The 19,556-nt window shown below is 47.1% G+C and carries 14 protein-coding genes; 6 read left to right on the top strand and 8 right to left on the bottom strand.

Translation table 11 applies throughout. The features are described 5' to 3' along the window. Positions 1-38: 38 nt before the first annotated feature. Positions 39-2,270, bottom strand: a complete 2,232-nt coding sequence (locus HRU69_14870) for a carbohydrate binding family 9 domain-containing protein (protein QOI98685.1) — start codon at positions 2,268-2,270, stop codon at positions 39-41. Positions 2,271-2,345: 75 nt separating this feature from the next. Next, positions 2,346-3,056, bottom strand: coding sequence for a methyltransferase (locus HRU69_14865; GenBank protein QOI98684.1), 711 nt, complete (start codon positions 3,054-3,056; stop codon positions 2,346-2,348). A gap of 46 nt (positions 3,057-3,102) precedes the next feature. Here HRU69_14865 and HRU69_14860 point away from each other — a divergent pair, with 46 nt between their 5' ends. Further along, entirely contained in the window at positions 3,103-4,779 is a 1,677-nt protein-coding gene (locus tag HRU69_14860; protein ID QOI98683.1) for a formate--tetrahydrofolate ligase, read from the top strand. A 21-nt stretch (positions 4,780-4,800) separates the two neighbouring features. Here HRU69_14860 and HRU69_14855 read toward each other — a convergent pair whose 3' ends face one another. Further along, positions 4,801-4,977, bottom strand: a complete 177-nt coding sequence (locus HRU69_14855; protein ID QOI98682.1) for a hypothetical protein — start codon at positions 4,975-4,977, stop codon at positions 4,801-4,803. 66 nt (positions 4,978-5,043) lie between these two features. On the opposite strand from HRU69_14855, the gene fdhD reads away from it, so the two are divergent. The 5 genes from fdhD to HRU69_14830 all read left to right on the top strand — a co-directional run bounded on the left by fdhD (position 5,044) and on the right by HRU69_14830 (position 11,273). Next, on the top strand, positions 5,044-5,877 hold the full coding sequence (gene fdhD, locus HRU69_14850; protein QOI98947.1) for a formate dehydrogenase accessory sulfurtransferase FdhD: 834 nt from the start codon (positions 5,044-5,046) through the stop codon (positions 5,875-5,877). Further along, on the top strand, positions 5,874-7,175 hold the full coding sequence (locus HRU69_14845; protein QOI98681.1) for an amino acid permease: 1,302 nt from the start codon (positions 5,874-5,876) through the stop codon (positions 7,173-7,175). Before fdhD ends, HRU69_14845 begins: the two co-directional genes overlap by 4 nt. 5 nt (positions 7,176-7,180) lie before the next feature. Then, positions 7,181-8,062, top strand: a complete 882-nt coding sequence (locus HRU69_14840) for a hypothetical protein (GenBank protein ID QOI98680.1) — start codon at positions 7,181-7,183, stop codon at positions 8,060-8,062. Positions 8,063-8,076: 14 nt separating this feature from the next. Beyond that, a complete protein-coding gene (locus HRU69_14835) occupies positions 8,077-9,717 on the top strand; it encodes a DUF885 family protein (protein ID QOI98679.1) in 1,641 nt (546 codons plus the stop codon). A gap of 122 nt (positions 9,718-9,839) precedes the next feature. Further along, positions 9,840-11,273 (top strand): hypothetical protein, encoded by a 1,434-nt coding sequence (locus tag HRU69_14830; protein ID QOI98678.1) that lies wholly within the window; start codon positions 9,840-9,842, stop codon positions 11,271-11,273. A gap of 44 nt (positions 11,274-11,317) precedes the next feature. On the opposite strand, the gene HRU69_14825 is transcribed toward HRU69_14830, so the two are convergent. The 5 genes from HRU69_14825 to HRU69_14805 all read right to left on the bottom strand — a co-directional run bounded on the left by HRU69_14825 (position 11,318) and on the right by HRU69_14805 (position 19,555). Next, on the bottom strand, positions 11,318-12,703 hold the full coding sequence (locus HRU69_14825) for a serine hydrolase (GenBank protein QOI98677.1): 1,386 nt from the start codon (positions 12,701-12,703) through the stop codon (positions 11,318-11,320). A gap of 113 nt (positions 12,704-12,816) precedes the next feature. Next, complete coding sequence (gene fdhF, locus HRU69_14820; protein ID QOI98676.1) at positions 12,817-15,600, bottom strand: formate dehydrogenase subunit alpha; 2,784 nt, start codon at positions 15,598-15,600, stop codon at positions 12,817-12,819. 80 nt (positions 15,601-15,680) lie between these two features. Next, positions 15,681-16,061, bottom strand: a complete 381-nt coding sequence (locus tag HRU69_14815; protein ID QOI98675.1) for a GxxExxY protein — start codon at positions 16,059-16,061, stop codon at positions 15,681-15,683. A 33-nt stretch (positions 16,062-16,094) separates the two neighbouring features. Then, entirely contained in the window at positions 16,095-17,789 is a 1,695-nt protein-coding gene (locus HRU69_14810) for an NAD(P)H-dependent oxidoreductase subunit E (GenBank protein ID QOI98674.1), read from the bottom strand. A 71-nt stretch (positions 17,790-17,860) separates the two neighbouring features. Continuing rightward, positions 17,861-19,555, bottom strand: coding sequence for a Na/Pi cotransporter family protein (locus HRU69_14805; GenBank protein ID QOI98673.1), 1,695 nt, complete (start codon positions 19,553-19,555; stop codon positions 17,861-17,863). Between the last annotated feature and the right edge of the window lies 1 nt (position 19,556).

Raw genomic sequence — 19,556 nt, 5'->3', positions numbered from 1 at the left:
TTCTTTTTGTAAACGATTGATTATCAGTTAGAAAAAATTCAGATATTCAGCCAATAGCTGATTTTTAGCACTACGCCCCGGAGCCGTGGGTCGCCTTTTACATAATACCGGCCATCGGTATCGGTAAAGGTTTCGGTTACATAATTGTCGGTGTATACCAGAAAGATGTCGGACACCGGCCTGAAGCGCCACTGCAGCCTGGAGTTGATATTCAGGTTGTTGATTTGATTATTGTATTGAATAAAGGTGGTAAAGAAGAGGCTGCGGGTGAAGGTGAGGTCAATACGCGGGCCAATCAACAACAGGTCGGCATCGCTGTAGGGCTCAGGCAATCGGATTCGGTTGTAGGAAAAGTTGAGTGAGGCAAAACCCCAGGGTATGTACCGGTAAGTAGCCGAGCCGCCAATGTTAAATCGGTGGCCATTGAAGTATTCGCCCACCCGGCCCGAGAGGTTAGTAAAAAAAGCTTTTCGGGCATCGGAGTTATAGTTACCAACAATCACATCCTGGTAATAATCGGTGCCTGCAGGCAATTTTATGCCATTTGTTCCGCTGGGATCGAAGTCGCTGAATAAGTAGGTATATTCTCTTCGTAGCCGAACATTCCAGTTGGCTGTATTTTTATACCGTATACGGTACATCAGGTTTATATCCCAATCCAGCAGGCCATAAACCTGATTTCCGAGCACATCAAAATCGAATCCCGGCCCATGGCTTTGGATGCCTCCCGTTTTGGGGTAGATATTGTACCATTGGGTATAAGCAACCTGCTGAATGTCCTTTCTCCGAACAAAACCTACTTCCGGATTATAATTTGCGCCAACACTTCGGGCAAATAGGTTAATAGACCAGGTTAACGTGCTGTAATTGATAAATCCTCCGTAGGCGAATGCCGAATCGAGTTTATGCTGGTCGAATGAACGATGATAAAAAAGTTTACCGTTCCAAACGTTATTTTTGCTGGCCAGGTTGTAATCAAGGCCTAAAAGCCGGCTGTATTTTTCCGGGCTTGTCGTAAACTCACCGTGGATGGAATCCTGAAAGGCTTGTTTGTTTATCAGAATCATTCCGATGTTAGACCGGGTAAAGACTTTTCGCTGCAACGATGCAACCAGAAAGTTGGTAGAGGGCACATTCACCTGATTGTCTTCAGCGGTTTGGATATCCATTAAACCGGCCCGCCAGTTGTTGTCAATTTTTCCGCTTAAGCGAAAACCACCGTAAATCCTGTTTTGTAGATTTTGACCGGTGGCTTCATCACGGACTACACCAATTCTTCGTGAGAAAAAAGGCCGGGTTCCTTCCACACCGAAATCGGCAAACAGGTCAGCATTTTCAAGGAAGAACTGCCGTTGCTCAGGAAAAAATATTTCAAATCGATCCAGGTTGGTAACCTGGGCATCTACTTCTACCTGCGAGAAATCGGGATTAACCGTTAAATCAAGGTTCATTGCCGAACTTATCCCCACTTTGGCATCAAAGCCAAACTCCTGTTGGGTATCAGCCGGAGTTCCTTCGGTAAAATTTTTTGTTCCCCCGGTTAGGGTATATGGAATAACGGAAATATTGGTTCCTGTTTTAGTTAGGGGTTCATCCCACACTAATTGACGGTTAAAGGCCATAGTAACTATGTCGAAGTTGCGCGGTATGGGCGACCAGGTGGAGCGTTCGGCCTTCTCGCTGTCAATGCGGTAAAAATTGATGTTCCAGGAGGATAGTCCTTCTTTAAAGCGGATGGACTTAAACGGTATGGCCATCTCAGCAATCCAGTACCCTTCATAAATTTTTGCTTCTGAATACCATTTATTATCCCAAATAAGCGATAGGTCGGTTGGCCGCGAGCCTCCATTGGCAATAAGGCCCTCACGCTGAACACCAAATGGGTTTACCCCAAACATAAAACCATTGGTACGGTCGCTGAACGGGTCAAGCACCACGGTAATGCCGTCATTGCCTTCGCCCCGGAAATCCCTGCGCAGGGATGGGGTAATGTACTGACGTTTAGCGGCCAGGTTTTCCATGCGCGCAATAATGTAGATGAAGCGATCATCGTATGTCATTCGTACTTCGGTCTGGCTAACGGCCTGGGAGGTATCGCTTGGAAAAAACTGCATAAATTTATCGGCCACTTCAGCCTCCAGCCAGTCGGGTTCATTCATAACCCCGTCTATTTCAATTGACCCTTTTGCTTTTTTAATAAAGAGCTGCTGGGGTAATGCCGAATGGGCCAGTACGGCAAGTAGTATTACAAACAGTATTCGGACAGCCACAATGGTGTGATGGTAAACCTCAAAATTAGCCGGACATGCCAAGCATGCCAAACTTAATTTAGATAAGCGGAATTTTTAGCCTTTAAGGTAGAAGGGTGCCGTTAACTCTTTATAAGGTGCCGACCAAACATCGCTGTGTTCATACAAACAAAGTACTTCGGTCTGTAAATCGGTATGTATAAATGAGAATTCCATCAGCTTCCGTTCCGGGGGTTTATGTGTACGTGTCCGGAAGGTACACTCGCGGTTGAGGAATAAGCCATTGGCTGCAGCCAACCGGGTAAAGAGGGCGCCTTCAGCCGGTGGAAGAATAATAGCAAGCCGGCCGGTTGGTCTTTGAAGGTATTTTATTGCCAGGGCAATCAAATCATCAAATTTCATTGAATCGGTATGACGGGCAACTTTGCGGGAAGCATCGGGCGGTTTGAGGCTGTTAACAAAAAAGGGCGGGTTGCTGATGATCAGATCATACTTTTGACGGGGAATGAAATGTTGAAGCGGTGTATGGAACAGGTGCATCGAATCGGTCCAAGGTGAGACAGAAAAATTTTCATATGCATCCGAGGCAGCCTGGTGGTCAATTTCCACGGCATCAATTTTTACCTGGCCGGCTGTTCGCTGGGCAAGCATCAAAGCAATTACACCGGTACCGGTGCCTGCGTCCAATACCGTGTTTATGCCTGAAACATCAGCCCAAGCGCCAAGCAAAACCGCATCGGTGCCCACCTTCATGCTGCTGCGCCTGTGGCTTACACGAAATTGCCTGAACTGGAAATAGTCATTCATCGGCATTAAAATTACATTAACTTTAAAAGTTTAACCTTCATTATCTATGGCATTTAAATCTGATCTGGAAATTGCGCAGGCTGCACGCCTCAAACCCATAACAGAAATTGCCGGCCGGCTTTCGATTGCCGAAAGCGACCTTGAATTATACGGCAACTACAAAGCAAAACTTCCGCTGAAACTCTTCAATGAAAACGGCTTTAAGAAGAGCAAACTCATCCTGGTAACAGCCATGACACCCACGCCTGCCGGAGAGGGTAAAACCACTACATCCATCGGGCTGTGCGAAGGCATGAATAAAATCGGTAAGAAAACCACGGTGGTATTGCGCGAGCCTTCACTCGGGCCGGTATTTGGGATGAAAGGCGGTGCTGCAGGCGGAGGTTACTCCCAGGTGGTGCCGATGGAAGACATCAACCTGCACTTTACCGGTGATTTTGCTGCCGTTGAAAAGGCCAACAACCTGCTGGCCGCACTGATTGACAACGACATTCAAAAACCCGATGGCGGATTAAAAATTGATCCCCGTACGGTTGAATGGAAACGGGTGATGGATATGAACGACAGGGCGTTGCGTAACCTGATTACAGGCCTGGGCGGAAAAAATGGCGGGATGATCCGCGAAACCGGTTTTAACATTACGGCCGCTTCCGAAATCATGGCCATCCTTTGCCTGGCAAAGGATATGAATGACTTAAAAGAAAAGATTGGAAATATTTACGTTGGCGACACCTACGGTGGTAAAGCTGTTTTCGCACGCGACCTGAAGGCGCAGGGTTCGGTGGCACTTTTGTTAAAGGATGCCATTAAACCCAACCTGGTACAAACTCTTGAAGGCAACCCGGCCATCATTCATGGCGGCCCGTTTGGCAACATTGCACAGGGCGCCAACTCCATCATCGCTACACGCATGGGCATGAGCCTCTCCGATTACGTGGTTACCGAGGCCGGCTTCGGTTCCGACCTGGGCGCTGAAAAGTTTATTGATATTGTGTGTGGTTACGGAGGCTTTTCTCCGCATGCCATGGTGCTGGTGGCAACCATCCGCGCGTTAAAGTATCACGGGGGCGTACCCCGCGAAGAATTAACCAAGCCTAACCTGAAAGCGCTCGAAGCGGGTTTTGTTAATCTTGAAAAGCACATCGAAAACACCAAGATATTCGGAGTGCCCGCAGTGATTTCGCTCAACAAGTTTGTTTCGGATACGGATGAGGAAATAAAATGGGTAATTGGTAAATGCGAAGCGTTGGGTATTGATATCGCCTTATCGGAAGGATGGGAGAAGGGTGGTGCCGGCATGGTTGACCTGGCTAAAAAAATTACCGAGGCGGCCGATAGCTTCCATGGTAAATACTGGCCGGTGTACGATTGGAAAGCATCGATTGAAGAAAAGGTAAGAACAGTGGCCGTGAAAATTTACGGAGCAAAAGATGTGGAGTTTCTGCCGAAGGCAAAACAAAACCTGAAGCGCATCGACCGCATCGGGCTGAACGGTGTACCCGTGTGTATTGCCAAAACACAAAACAGTTTTTCGGATGACGCAAAGAAACTGGGCCGGCCCAAAGATTTTATCATTACCGTTCGGGAAATAGAGGTAGCCGCAGGGGCCGGGTTTGTAATTCCGATAACAGGTGATATTCTGCGCATGCCCGGCCTGCCCAATGTGCCGGCTGCCCTGGCGATGGATATTGACAATGAAGGAAGGATTAGCGGGTTGTCGTAAATTGATTTCCGTTTAAGATGCTCACGGCAATCGGGTCACTCTTATTTTTTTGTTTCGGAGTTCGTAGTTGATGCCGGGCTTGCGCAGGCGGTCGTTTAAAATCCGCATCATTTTCAACCGTTCTTCACCGGAGAGGCTGCGAAAGTATTCTTCTTTTTCTTGCTGATCCTGTTCAATTGTTAGTTTCCGCACTTTCATAATCAAATTTACTAAATAATGAGTATTGTTTACTCGGTAATCCGCTAACTTTCGATTGAAGATATGATGGCTCACGTACACCCAGCTCAAATTTTCAAGGTTACGACTAACTCACGTGAAACTGCCCCGGATATTTTAGCAGTTGAAGAACCCCTTGAAATACGGTTAGGTTTCGGTTCACCAACTGACCGTAAGCAGAAAAGCCTATCGGTAACCATGCGCACACCCGGCCATGATTTTGAGTTGGCGATAGGTTTCTTGTTTACCGAGGGAATAATCAGATCCTATCAGGAAATTGAAAGCATAAAACATTGCGGGGATGCTGGCCGGCAGGAGGAAAAGGAAAATGTGGTCCGTGTAGAACTGAAACCGGATGTTACCATTGACTTTCAAAAGCTCCAGCGGAATTTTTACACCACCTCCAGTTGCGGGGTGTGCGGCAAGTCGTCCATTGAGGCGGTTGCACAGCATTGTTCGGCTGTTCCTGTCTCCTGGACGGTGAACCCCGAAGTAATTCATCAATTGCCTGAAGCGCTTCGCAAGGCGCAACAGGTTTTCGAATACACGGGGGGCCTGCATGCTTCGGGATTGTTTACACAAGAGGGCAAACTGGTAGTGATTCGTGAAGATGTAGGCCGGCACAATGCACTGGATAAAGTAATTGGAGCGATGTTGGTAAAGAACGAAATTCCGTTAACCAATTCAATATTATTAGTTAGCGGTCGCGCAAGTTTTGAACTTGTTCAAAAGGCCGCCATGGCGGGCATCCCGGTTTTGTCCGCAGTAGGGGCACCTTCCAGCCTGGCGGTGCAGCTTGCTGCCGATTGTGGAATTACGCTGTTGGGTTTTGTGCGGGATAATCGGTTTAATTGTTATTCTGTTCCTGAACGGCTGTCATGACGAAAGCGCCAAAACAAATCGGGTTATGGACCAGCACTTCGCTGGTGATGGGTAACATGATTGCCTCGGCTTTGTTCATGTTGCCGGCAACGCTTGGCATTTATGGAGGCATCAGCATCATCGGGTGGCTTATTTCAGGGGCGGGCGCTATGTGTCTGGCACTGGTGTTCAGTTGGCTTAGCAAAATAAACCCGCAGGCTACAGGTGGTCCCTACGCCTATACACGCGATGGCCTTGGTCCGTTTGCGGCTTTTCTCGTTGCGTGGGGGTACTGGATTTCGGTGTGGTGTACCAATGCCGCCATCGCTGTGGCGTTTGTTAGTTATCTCAGTGCTTTTATTCCTGCCCTCGATCACAATCCGGCACTGGCCGTTATCACCGGGCTTGCTGCCATTTGGCTGTTAACCTATATCAATACGCGGGGAGTAAAAGCCGCTGGCATTGTTCAGGTAGTTACTACCATCTTAAAACTGGCCCCCCTTGTTGTGATTACGATTGTGGGCCTTATATTTCTGAAATCCGATAATTTTTTTCCATTCAACGTCAGCACTCAATCTGACATGTCAGCCATCACCAGCGTCACCACGCTTACCTTGTTTGCTTTTCTTGGACTGGAATGTGCAACCATTCCATCGGAAAGTGTAAAGAACCCGGAGACTACCATATCAAAAGCAACCATCATCGGCACTTTGCTTACCACCGTAATCTACATTGCCAGCACGGTGGCTGTGATGGGACTCATTCCACCGGCTGCATTGCATGCCTCCGCAGCGCCCTTTGCTGATGCAGCCGCATCGGTGTTTGGCGAAAGCGGCCGGCTGCTGGTAGCAGGCGGGGCAGTGATTTCAACTTTTGGTGCACTCAACGGCTGGATACTGATACAAGGGCAGATGCCTTTTGCTGCTGCACGCGACCGGCTCTTTCCCAGGTTGTTTGCCATCGAAAATAAATACCGTACTCCGGTAGCAGGGCTTATTGTTTCCAGTATTCTGGTTTCGATTATGATGAGCATGAACTTTAGTCGCAGCCTGGCCGATACGTATAAGTTTATCATCCTTCTTTCAACGCTTACTTCGCTCATTGCTTTCCTGTTTTCCGTTGTTTCCTTTGTGATTATGGAGAACCGGCTTCGGGGAATAACCAAGCTGAACGGTAACCGTTACGTGATTGCCCTGCTTGCTTTTGGTTATTCCATGTGGGCGGTAATCGGTTCGGGTGAGGAAACGGTGTATTGGGGATTTGTGTTGCTGATGCTGGGCCTTCCGTTTTATGCCCACATGCAGATGAAGAGAACTTAATAGTAATGACAGTCACCCATCATTCAGAGTATGGCCACTTGCGCTCGGTGTTTTTAAAACGCCCCGAACAGGCTTTTGTAAATGAAACGCAGGTAAATGAGCAGTGGAAAGCATTAAACTTTTTATCGAAGCCCGACCTGGCAAAAGCCGTTGCCGAATACAGGAACTTTGAAAACCTGATAGCAGCATCAGGAGCCCATCTTTATTTTTTGCCGGATGATGCGGCCGTTACGATAGACTCAATTTATTGCAGGGATGCGGCCATTGCCACAGATTATGGCATGGTTATCTGCAACATGGGTAAACCTGCCAGGCTACCCGAGCCGGCAGCAGAACAACGGGAGTTTGAACGTTTGAATATTCCGATACTCGGAGTCATTCAGGCACCCGGAACGGTTGAGGGCGGAGATGTTGCCTGGGTTGATAAAACCACGTTGGCTGTCGGCCATACCTACCGTACCAACGAAGAAGGTATCCGGCAGTTGAAACAATTGCTGGAACCGTTTGGCATTACCGTTTGGGTAGCACACATGCCTCACTACAAAGGCCCTTCCGATGTGTTTCACCTCATGTCTGTATTCAGTCCGGTTGATAAAACCCTGGCTGTTGTGTATTCGCCTTTAATGCCTATCGCATTCCGAAACGGGTTGCTTGATCGCGGATACACATTCATTGAAGTCCCCGATAGCGAGTGGAACTCCATGGGTTGCAACGTGTTGGCCATCGCACCACGCGAATGCATTATGGTAGCGGGTAATCCTGTTACGCGGCAGCGACTGGAGGCTGAAGGTTGCCACGTACATGAATACGAGGGAAATGAAATTAGTGTAAAGGGCGGAGGTGGCCCGACCTGCCTTACCCGGCCTTTGTTACGAGAAATCTTATAATTAATACTTCGGCTATGAAGCATGTTCCGCTTATTGTTGTATGGCTTTTGCTGGCTCAGTGTTCACCAGAAAAACCTGTACAGGAAAAACTAACTACGTATGATCACTTGGTAGCTTTTTTTAAGGAATGGCGCAAGTTCCAGAAGCCGCTAACGGTAAATGGCGTTCCGGATTATTCGGTACGCGCCATGAAGAAGCAGCATACCGAATTAAAGCAATGGCAACAAAGGCTGCATGCATTTGATACTACCGGGTGGCCCGTAAAACACCAGGTGGATTGGTATATCGTTTATGCCGAAATGAACGGGTTGGATTTTGACCACCGCGTATTACGCCCGTGGGAACGCGACCCGGCCTATTATAAAACGTTGTGGATGGATCGCAGTGATGTACCGGCCCATGAAGGCCCCACGCATTCCGCCATCGTGGAGTTATGGACATATACTTTCCCGCTGACGGCTGAGAGCAAAGAAAAATTGATTAACGAACTGCGGGTGATACCGCCCCTCTGTCAGCAGGCAAAAATTAACCTGACGGGTAACGCCCGCGATTTGTGGAGTGCCGGCATCCGCGATATTAAAACACAACAGGCAAACCTGGCTGAGGTATTGGATTATCCCGAAGTACGACTTCACAACGATCTGGTTACTGCCATTGAAGATGCCATCACTGCTACAGCCGACTTTGCCGACTGGCTGGAAAAGCAATCAGCCTCTAAAACAGGTCCATCCGGTATCGGCAAGGATAATTACACGTGGTACCAACGCTATGTGCATCTGGTGCCGCTAACCTGGGAAGATGAAGTAATGCTGTTGAAGCGCGAACTGGCCCGCGCCTGGACGGCCCTGAAACTGGAAGAACACCGGAACCGCCACCTGCCTGAACTCAAAGCAGCCGATACGCCTGAAGCGTTTAATGCACTGGCCGAACGGTCGGCTAAAAGTCTTTTAAATTTTTTAGATAAAGATGAAATCGTAACTGTTAAAGAGTACTTCGAGCCAGCCTTGCGGGCACACCTGGGCCGGTTTGTGCCGGCCGAGAAGCGAAATTTTTTTGTTATCGGGATGCATATTGATCCACGGCCGCTTTATTCACATTTCTATCACTGGTTTGAACTGGCCCGCATGGACCAGGAGCTGCATGAAAGTGAAATCCGCAGGGTTCCGTTATTGTACAATATTTTCGACTCGCGCAACGAAGGTACAGCCACAGCCGTGGAAGAAATGTTTATGCAGGCCGGCTTATACAACGATGATCCACGGGTTCGCGAGATTGTTTACATTATGATTGCCCAGCGGGCGGCCCGTGGGCTGGGCTCGCTCTACGCACACGCCAACGAAATGACTATGGAAGAAGCCGGTGGGATACACTCTGAATACACCCCGCGCGGCTGGATGAAAACAGAAAAGGAACTATTGATTTTTGAACAACATTTGTATTTGCGCCAGCCGGGTTATGGAACAAGCTACATCACCGGCAAGTACCTGCTCGAAGAGGTTATGGCCGAATATGCAAGAATTAAGGAGAAACAAAATGAAGCGTTTCGGGTGAAGGATTTTTTTGATCGGATTAATGCCATTGGCTGTATTCCAACATCGCTTGTACATTGGGAAATGACGGGTGATAAGAGTGAGGTAAACAACGCTTTGCGTTAGGAGTTGGATTCTTGTAAAACCGGGTTGGTCATCGGCAAATTAAATCGGGCTGTTCGCAAAATACAAGGCACAGGTTTTCAATAAATTGGTGATTTTGTCTGGTAACAGTAACCCGCTTTACCATGAAGACCAACCTTGTTCTTTTCGCCTTAGTTTTATTTTGCTTATCAGCAAAAGCTCAGTCATCGTATTTCAATACAGGCAATTTCAACAAAGAAATTCCGGGTATGATACTGACAAAAGATGGTCAACTTATTAAGACCGACATCGTTTACGACCACCCTGATATTTTGAAGCTCCCGTCTGCACCTTTAAAGACGGCAAACGGACCGGTTAACAAGGCAACCCTGGAGGCCTTCAGTATTGACGGTAAAACATGGGTTTACCGGGCAAACCCAATTGGGTTACATTGGGTAATTCTGCAACGACAGGGAGCAATTGAAGTGTATGACTACCTGACCTCTGATTCAAAAGGAAACCTGAGTACTGTCATTACAGTTGGTTCAGTTATTCGCAAGGGGAAGGATCAGCTTATTCAAAGTGAACTGATGCTTGGCTATAAAAAGAAAATGACTCCGTTCGTGAGTGATAATACTGAACTGGCTGCTAAAGTGGGGGAGAAAGGATACGGTGTGCTTCAGTATTTAAATGTTGTAGATGAGTATAATACCTGGAGCGAGAAGATAAACCCCGGAAAAATAATTTACCTGCCGGTTGAGTTGGGTGTTAAAGTTCCTGAAGGAGGAACTGTTATGACTGTAAGTGGCAGTGCAGTTTCGGTTTCTGCAACTACTTCTAATCCACAGTCAGCGATGGTCCAGCAAAAAGCGCTGCAGGAGAATGTCTTTGAAGGAAGAAGTACAACGGTTTCTCCTGAATTGGCATCTGCCAAGGATAACGTTCCGGTCAAGAAGGAAAGTTTTGGAAGTAAGATGAACCGCATCATTGCTGATGGCAATAAAGTTGGTGTGGTATTGGACCTAAAGCCTGTGCGGGTAAATCCAACCCCGCCTCAGACAGGAACCGTTGCATTAACCGCCTATGTTAGCGTACCGGGCGAATATATGGATGAGTCTTTGCTTGAAGCAGGCGAACAACTGGTGGCTGAGTTAAATGCTGCGTATGGAGTTACCAACTTTGAATTGATCGACATCAACCAAATACCTTATCGTGAAATAAAAGTTTTAGGTACTCCATCAAAAATAAATGATTACTGGTCAACGAAATATAAAGTTGTGTTTGCGTACACACTTGATCCGCAAATTCGGGTAACTCAAGAATCATCCGGTGACTATGCTGCACAACTTGATTTTCGTGCTTCGATGATGGTCACTGAGTATATAGGCGGCCCGGGCTCTACCAAGCAGGATATCCTTGCCCAGGTATTGAATATGGGTGGATTTGGTACGGCTCCCGTAATTCAAAAGGAACCATTTACGGATGCTGCAGAAGTGTACCAGAAAGTGAAGACAAAACTTGATCGTACTTTAGTTGAAAAAGTTAAAAAGGAGAGGACTTCGAACATTGATAAAATTGTAAAGAGACTGGCACCATGACATAATATTACCGATTCGATGGGCTAACTCACCTTGTTCTGAATTTATTCAGGTAATGATGAAATGATGTTCTTCAAAAACTGATTGTAATCAATTCCATTGCCGGTGGTTAAACCCAACCTGACTACCACCAGATTTTTTGAGGGGATGATGAAAACATATTGGTCTTCATAACCGGAACAATAAAACATATCCTCAGGCACATCAGAGAAATCGCGTTTACTTTTGTCGTCAGGGCTGCCCGCATTCAGCCAGAACTGTGCGCCATATTCTCCGCGCTTTGCACCTTTAGCGGGTGTGGCCGTGTATTCCACCCAACCTTCCGGAAGAATACGATTGCCCATCCAATAACCGTCATTCAGATAAAGCAGACCAAACCGTGCCCAATCGCGGGCTGTGGCGTATGAAAAGGAGGAGCCGACAAATGTTCCACCCGGATCGGGTTCGATCACGAGCGAATGCATGCCTATTTTATGAAACAGATGATGATAAGGATAGCTATGGTATTCGTTATCGCCAATCAGTTGCCGGGAAATCCGTGATATAATGTTGGTGGTGCCGCTGGAATAATAAAAGACTTCACCGGGTGTGTTTTTCAACGGAAATGCAGCCGCGTAATTGCCGGCATCACGCTTTTTGAATAACATGGTGGTGGCGGTGCTTGGCCCTGAATAAACCTCCTGCCACTCCAGGCCGCTGCTGGCTTGCATCAGGTGGTGAAGCGTTATGGTTGCACGTTCATCCTGCTGCCAGGCCTTAATGGGCGGGTGGTCGTTCAGTGAAATTTTTTGTTCCCTTACCAGTAAGCCGATGATACCATTGGTTAAACTTTTTGTCATACTCCAACCCATTTGTCTGGTTTTACTTGTAAATCCGTTGGCATATTTTTCGGCAATTATCTTCCCGTCATGCACAACTACAATAGCCCTTGTGCGCCTGTTCTTTTCTTCACCGGGTTCTTCGAATGCCTCATTTATTGCTTTCTGTATTTTGTTAATGTCGTAAGCAGTAAGGTCAAGGTAATCGGGCAGTAGATTTCCGGCAGGCCAGGGGATGGTATCCTGATTGGTGCGTGGAGGAATGGCCACCTGCCAGGATTGTTTGCGCAATTCATCTTCGCTGATTTCGTTAACGAGTGTACAGCCTAAACCCTTCCGGTAAATGGCTTTGCGTTTGGCTAACCCAAAAACGGTGGCAGTAGCGGAGGAGTCGGAATAATTGGCTTTGTAGGAACCGAGTGTTAATAATCCGGAGCCCAGTTCATTGCTGATAACATCGGTCTCGCTGCGTCCGACCAGCATGGTGCAGGAACAAAGAATTTTCGCCCCGTAACCGGTGATGATCGGGAAGGCAAGCCAGGCATAGTAAATTCCATAGGTTAGTGCGGCAATAATGGTGATGAGCAAGAAGCGAAGAATGAGTTTACGCATAAGGGCGGATTTAATGAACCGCAAAGTACACGAAGAAGGCACAAAGTTCACAAAGAACAAACAAAACTTTGTGCTCTGTGTGTAACCTTTGTGTGCTCTGTGGTTTTGGATTTTTAACTATGCACAGCTTTTCTGATCCCCTTGCTCTTGCGGATGTTCACCGCAATCACTTTGTATTCCGGGCACATGGCTTCGCTGTCGTGTTCGTCTGAGCCGATTACATTCAACCCGATTTCCGGAAAATGGAACGTAGAACTCAGTATGCCGGGCTTCACTTCATCGGTTATACGGGCTTTCAAATCTACCTTGCCCCTTGCCGACTCGACACAAACCATGTCGCCTTCCTTAATGAAATGTTTTTCGGCATCGGCCGGGTTGATCAACAATACATCTTCGGTGAGCAGTTCAACGTTTTTTGTCCTGCGCGTCATCGTGCCGGCATTGTAATGCTCCAGTTCACGGTTGGTCGTGATGATGTAGGGGTATTCTTTTCCGTTGTTAATAATTTCCCGACTTTCCTTAAAATCGAAATAATGAAACTTGCCTTTGCCGCGCTTGAACGTTTCGGTGTGCAGGATTTTGGTATCGGTGCCGTCTTCTTTTACCGGCCATTGTTTTCCGTTTTCGCCAAGTTCATTCCATTTTACACCCTTAAAGAACGGAACAATTCGGGAGATTTCTTTCAATACTGTATCCGGATCATAATCGGGTTGCGGATACCCCATCCGGTTCATGATGTCCACCACAATCTGTCCGTCAGCCTTCGTGCCTTCAATCGGCTCTACCACTTTATTTACGCGTTGTATTCTTCGTTCTCCGTTGGTAAACGTTCCGCTTTTTTCAAGGAATGACGCTCCGGGCAACACTACTGTGGCAATCTTGGCGGTTTCGGTCATGAACAGTTCCTGCACGACCAGTAAGTCCAGTTTTTTCAACGCAGCCATTACTTTGTTGGTATTCGGGTCGGTCTGCACCAAATCTTCGCCCATCAGCCACAGCGCTTTCAGTTTGTTATCCAGCGAAGCGGTGTACATCTGCGGAATTTTATAGCCGATGTGGTTGGGGAGTTTAACGCCATAAAAGTCTTCATACATTTTATGATACTCCGGATGGGTAACATCAAAATACCCGGCACCCTGGTGCGGCTGGCAGCCCATATCGGCAGCGCCCTGAACGTTATTTTGTCCGCGTAAAGGGTTCACGCCAACACCCCTGCGGCCAATGTTGCCGGTGATCATGGCCAGATCGGTAATGAGCATGATGGCATACGTTCCGTAAGAATGTTCGGTAACGCCTAATCCATGGAAGGCCATGGCTGCTTTAGCTTTGGCATAAGCCAGCGTGGCATCGTGTACCAGGTTTTTATCAACACCGGTGATGTTCTCCAGTTCATCGATGTTTACGTTCAGTATTTGCTTTTTGAAATCGTCATAGCCTTCTGTTCGCGATTCAATAAATTGCTTGTCCTCCAGCCCTTCGGTGATGATGTAGTACAACATCATGTTGAGTATAGCCACATTGGTGCCCGGGCGAAGCGGCAGGTGATAGGTGGCGTAGCGGGCCAGTTCGGTTCTGCGCGGGTCAATTACAATCGTGGTTTTGCCCTTCATGGCAAACTGCTTGAACTTGGCGCCTGTTACGGGATGGCCATCGGTGGGATTGGCGCCAATTACCAGAATGCAGTCGGTATATTTTAAATCTTCAATGGAGTTGGTGGCTGCACCTGTTCCAAAACTGCGTTGCATGCCCAAGGCAGTAGGCGAGTGACACACCCGTGCACAACTGTCGATGTTGTTGGTGCCGATAACTACCCGGATAAATTTCTGCATCAGGTAATTCTCTTCATTCGTACAGCGCGCAGATGAAATGCCTGCGATGTAATCGGGCCCATAGGTGTTTTTAATATGCGTAAGTTTTTCTGCGATGAAATCATAGGCTTCATCCCAGGAGGCCGGCTGAAGCTCACCGTTTTTACGGATGAGGGGTGTACGTAACCGGTCCGGATGATTGTAGAAGGAAAATGCAAATCTCCCTTTCAAACACGTATGCCCCTGGTTTACCTCGGCATCGTAGGGTGCTTGTATGGATTTGATTTTATCATCGTTAACGGCCACTTCCAGGTTGCAACCCACGCCACAATAGGTGCATACCGTGCGTACTTTTTTCTGCACGTTAATGCTTTTCGATTCAAACACATCCGAAATGGCTGAGGTAGGACAAGCCTGTGCGCACGCACCACAGCTTACACAGTCGGAGTTCAGGAAGTTATCGTCAAAGCTTTTTATAATGCGGCTGTCAAATCCGCGGCCGGCCATGCTTAGTACCATTTCGCCCTGCACTTCATCGCAGGCGCGTACACAGCGGAAGCAGTTGATACACTTGGAAAGATCGGAGGTCATGTAGGGGTGACTCAAATCCTTCTTGCGATCGAGATGGGTTTTACCTTCCGGGTAACGCACGGTGCGAACGCCAACTTGTGCGGCTACTGTTTGCAGTTCGCAGTTGTTATTTACTTCGCAGGTCAGGCAGTCGAGCGGGTGATCGGTAAGCACCAGTTCGATGATGTTTTTGCGTAGTCTTGTGATTTTTTCAGTATCGGTGTAGATGAAGGAATTTGCAGTAACCGGTGTATGGCAGGAGGCAACGGTTTTTGTATTGCCGTTTGGTTGCAGGGCAACTTCCACGCTGCAAACCCGGCATGAACCGAACGGTTCAAGGTTAGGCGCATCGCAGAGTGTAGGGATGCGATTACCTAAACTCCTGCGCACAAACGACAATATTGTTTCGCCTTCTTTTATCTCATAAGGTTTGCCGTTAATGAACGCCAGTTTAATTTTCTCCGCACCATTACCGTTGGTGTGGATGTTTACCGTTGATGTTGTCTTCACCGCTTCCATATCAACTGTTTTTTTAACCACAAAGAGCTCAAAGGTGTACACAAAGGGCACAAAGACTTAGTGTGCAGTTTCTTTGTGGTTTACAAATGGCCATTAATTATTCGTTTAATTCCTTCTTTTAGTAACACTACATTAAAATTTATTAGCAGACCAAGTTTATAATTTGCTAATTTAAGGTAGGTTAATGTTTGTGCCAAATGAATATCGTTTAAAGCATCAACACTCTTCGTTTCAATTACAAGCTTGTTTTCAACATCAATATCGATTCGATAACCACATTCGAGCTTAACCTCATCGAAAATCAGCGGCATTGCTTTTTCTTTCTCAACATAAAAACCATCCTTTCGGATCTTATAGTATAAACTTTCTTTATAGGCACTTTCCAGTAAACCAGGCCCAAGGACTTTATGGACATCTATTGCCAATCCGATTACTTTATTTGCTATTTCATTTTCTGTCATTCCAATCTATTTAACCATTAAGAATGTCACGGCTTAGTGTCCTTTGTGTAAAATTTCTTTGTGCCCTTCGTGGTTATATTCCGTAAAATAGATACTCAATTCATCTTCAAAATACTGCAAGGCATTTTTTACCGGTAACGGCAAGCCGCCACCGAGCATGCACAACGAACCGATTTCCAGGGTTTCCAACAAATCATCCAGCAACGCACGATTGATTTTATAATCGCTGGTACGTGCTTTTTGGAGCATCTCCTTGCCTCGGGTAGAGCCCAGCCGGCAGGGGAAGCATTTGCCGCAACTTTCGTGGGCGGTAAACTCAAACAGATGCTCAATATATAATAGGAGTGGAAAGTCTTCCGGGATGCAAACGATGGAAGCATGCCCCAGCAGAAAACCTTCTCTGGAAAACGATTCGAAGTCGATGGTGAGGTCATTGATTTTTGAAACGGGTACCAATCCGCCCAACGGTCCTCCAATGTGCATGGCTTTAACGGGCTTACGAAAACCACCGCCTAATTCATTCACCACAATACGCAGGGGAGTACCCATATCCACTTCATAGATGCCGGGCTTGTTAAAGTAGCCATCCAGTGAAATCAGTTTTGTACCGGTTGATTTGGGTGTGCCAATTGAAGCAAACGCTTTGCCTCCGTGTTGCATAATGAAAGGAAGATTGGCAAGCGTTTCAACATTGTTAACAACAGTGGGTAGATTAAACAAACCTTGCTGGGCGGGGTAGGGCGGGCGTACCCGCACTTCGGGCCGCTGACCTTCGATGGAGGATAGCAAGGCTGTCTCTTCTCCACAGATGTAGGCACCTTGTGCTTTGATAACTTTAAACCGGAATGAGAAGCCTGACCCAAAAATATTTTCTCCTATAAAATTGTGTTCATTAAGCTCCCGTATTGCACTTTCAATGACTTCAATGGACTCAGGGTATTCTGCCCGTATGTACAATACACCAACCGATGCATCAGCTAAGTAACCTGCGATGATCATGCCCATCAATACCGAATGGGGCTGATGTTCCAGCAGATAGCGGTCGGAGTAGGCACCGGGGTCGCCCTCATCGGCATTGCAAACAATAAAGCGCTGGTCCGCTTCGGTATTTCGGCAACTCTCCAGTTTTATGGCCATCGGAAAACCGGCACCCCCCCGACCCCGTAAACCCGAAGTTTTTAATTCGTTATGTAATTGAGTAACAGGTTTTTTTAAACAGTCTTTTAGGATATGATAATAAGCCTCAAGGCCCGGAAATTTTTGTGTAAGAACAGCAGTGCCTTTGGAAGCGATGGTGTACTTATCGGCTACTACCGTTTTGTTCTTTTTTATTTCATTAATGGAATCGATTGCTTTTCCTGAATAATTCTTCCCGGCAATATGAAAAGCGGAATTCTCATGACATCTTCCCAGGCAGCACATTTCGCCAATTTCTTCTTCTTTAAAATGTTGTTGGAGTTTTTCTTTTAAGGAAGGCTGAGTTCCGGCACAAAGGCAGGCACTGCCGTTGCACACGTACACTTTTTTACCCTGGTTTTCGGGTTTTAAAAAATCGTAGAAGGTAGCGGTGCCGTACACATTGGCTTTACCCACCAGGAATTCTTTTCGCAGTTCCTCCATTTTTTCAACCGGAGGTGTGCCCGTTTCGGTAGCGGCAATGCCCAGTTCTTCAAACAGGGTTTTGGCAACGCCCTTTCTTCCGGCCAGGTAGCTTAAGTTCTTCGACATAGCATCACAAAATCAACGTTGAAGATACCACTATTTTTAGTCTTTTGCCTGTGCTTTCGGATGTGCGGCTGCTATGCTTTCGGGGCTGTTGTTTCGCTTAATTTTTCAACAATCTCAGCCTCTTTTTCGGTAAACAGCAAATCGCGCAGGGCATGGATCATCTGCCGTACCGACATGTTAAACGCCCGGTTGATGGCTACTTGGGTAGGGATATCGGTTGGTAGCAGTTTCTGTGAAGCAATGGCAGCGGTAAGCAGTTGGGTAAAGGCTATATCCTCCTCTTTGTTTCTACCGGTAAGGGTGTGGATGGCGCCAATGTTTGTGCCGGTATCTTTTTCCTCCAGCAAGGAGATGAACTCTTCGTGAACTGACGCCCATTTGTCTTTAAGGAACTTGTACAGTTTTTCTACTTCTTCATTGCCTGAGTTTTCTGCTTCCTGCAGGTTGTGCCGGATGTCTTTAACAATTTTGGCCGATGCCACCGCATTGCGTGTGGCGTGCAACAGTTTATTCAGTTCGCGGGCTTCGGCATCACGAAGTTCGTGCATCTGCAAGCCTGAGGCAAACGTGTAAATCTCGGCTTCAAGAAGTTTAATCCCCTGGTATAAGTCATCGAGTGAACTTTCGGCAAACCGGATGTTATCTTCTTTCTTGAGAAACGATTGAAACGGTTCTCTGCGCGTAAGTTTCAGCAACCGCAGGTGGTAGCGGAGCACCTCAACTACCAAATGCCGGATTTCGATTTTGAGTGCTGCAATACCCGCTTCGGGTATATCAGGTTTCAGTGTATGCAGGCATTTGGTTAGGGTAATTTTCTTTTCCGGAACCAGGCGCACAATCAATTTGGTAAACCGGCCAATCCATGGTAAGAAAAATGTTACGCCTATCAGGTTAAATAAGGTATGAAACAGTGCAATGCCCGTTACCGGATCATTTTCAAGATGAATAACTTTTTGGATAAAGTTGATCAGCAATGGAAATAATAAAATGGTCAGCAGGGCGGTTATCACATTGAACAGCAAGTGACTTAAAGCAATTTGTTTCTTGATGGTTTGCGTTCCTGCTGAACCGATGATAATGGTAACGGTTGTACCTATGTTGATACCGATTACCATATAGGCAGCCAGTTGAAACGTGATGACACCGGAATAAAGAGAACTCAGGATAATAGCCATGGCGGCCGAACTGGACTGTACCAGGATGGTAAGCACAAGGCCAATCAGGATGAATACTGCTCCGGGGTAGTGACTTAATTCGCTCGGGTCATAACGTTGTGCCAGTCCGTCAATGCTGGTTTTCATGTAATCAAGTCCCATGAACAAAAACCCAAAACCCACCAGAAATTTGCTGATGTTGGTAGCACGGGTTGATTTACCGAAAACAATCAGGCCCAAACCACCCAGGCCGATAAACGGTAACGCCAGAATTTCAATCTTGAGTTTAAAACCCATTGTGGCCACAATCCAACTGGTAAGTGTGGTTCCCAGGTTTGAGCCGATGATGATACCGATGGCGCTCTCCATACCCAGAATTCCTGCGCCTGCAAACGCCAGCACCATTAACGATACGGCCGAACTGCTTTGTAATACCGCAGTAGCCACCGTGCCGCTGAGTACACTGCGGAACCAGTTACTTGTAAACCTGCGGATAAGTTTGCGGAATGTACTGCCCGACAATTGCCTGAGGGAATCCTCGAGCTGGAACATGCCGAACAGGAAGATACCGATGCCGGCCAGCAGTTCAATGATCTTTAAATGGGTGTCCATA

The organism is Flammeovirgaceae bacterium (assembly GCA_015180985.1).
Classification (GTDB): Bacteria; Bacteroidota; Bacteroidia; order Cytophagales; family Cyclobacteriaceae; genus UBA2336.
This window is presented reverse-complemented; position numbering and strand designations above follow the sequence as displayed.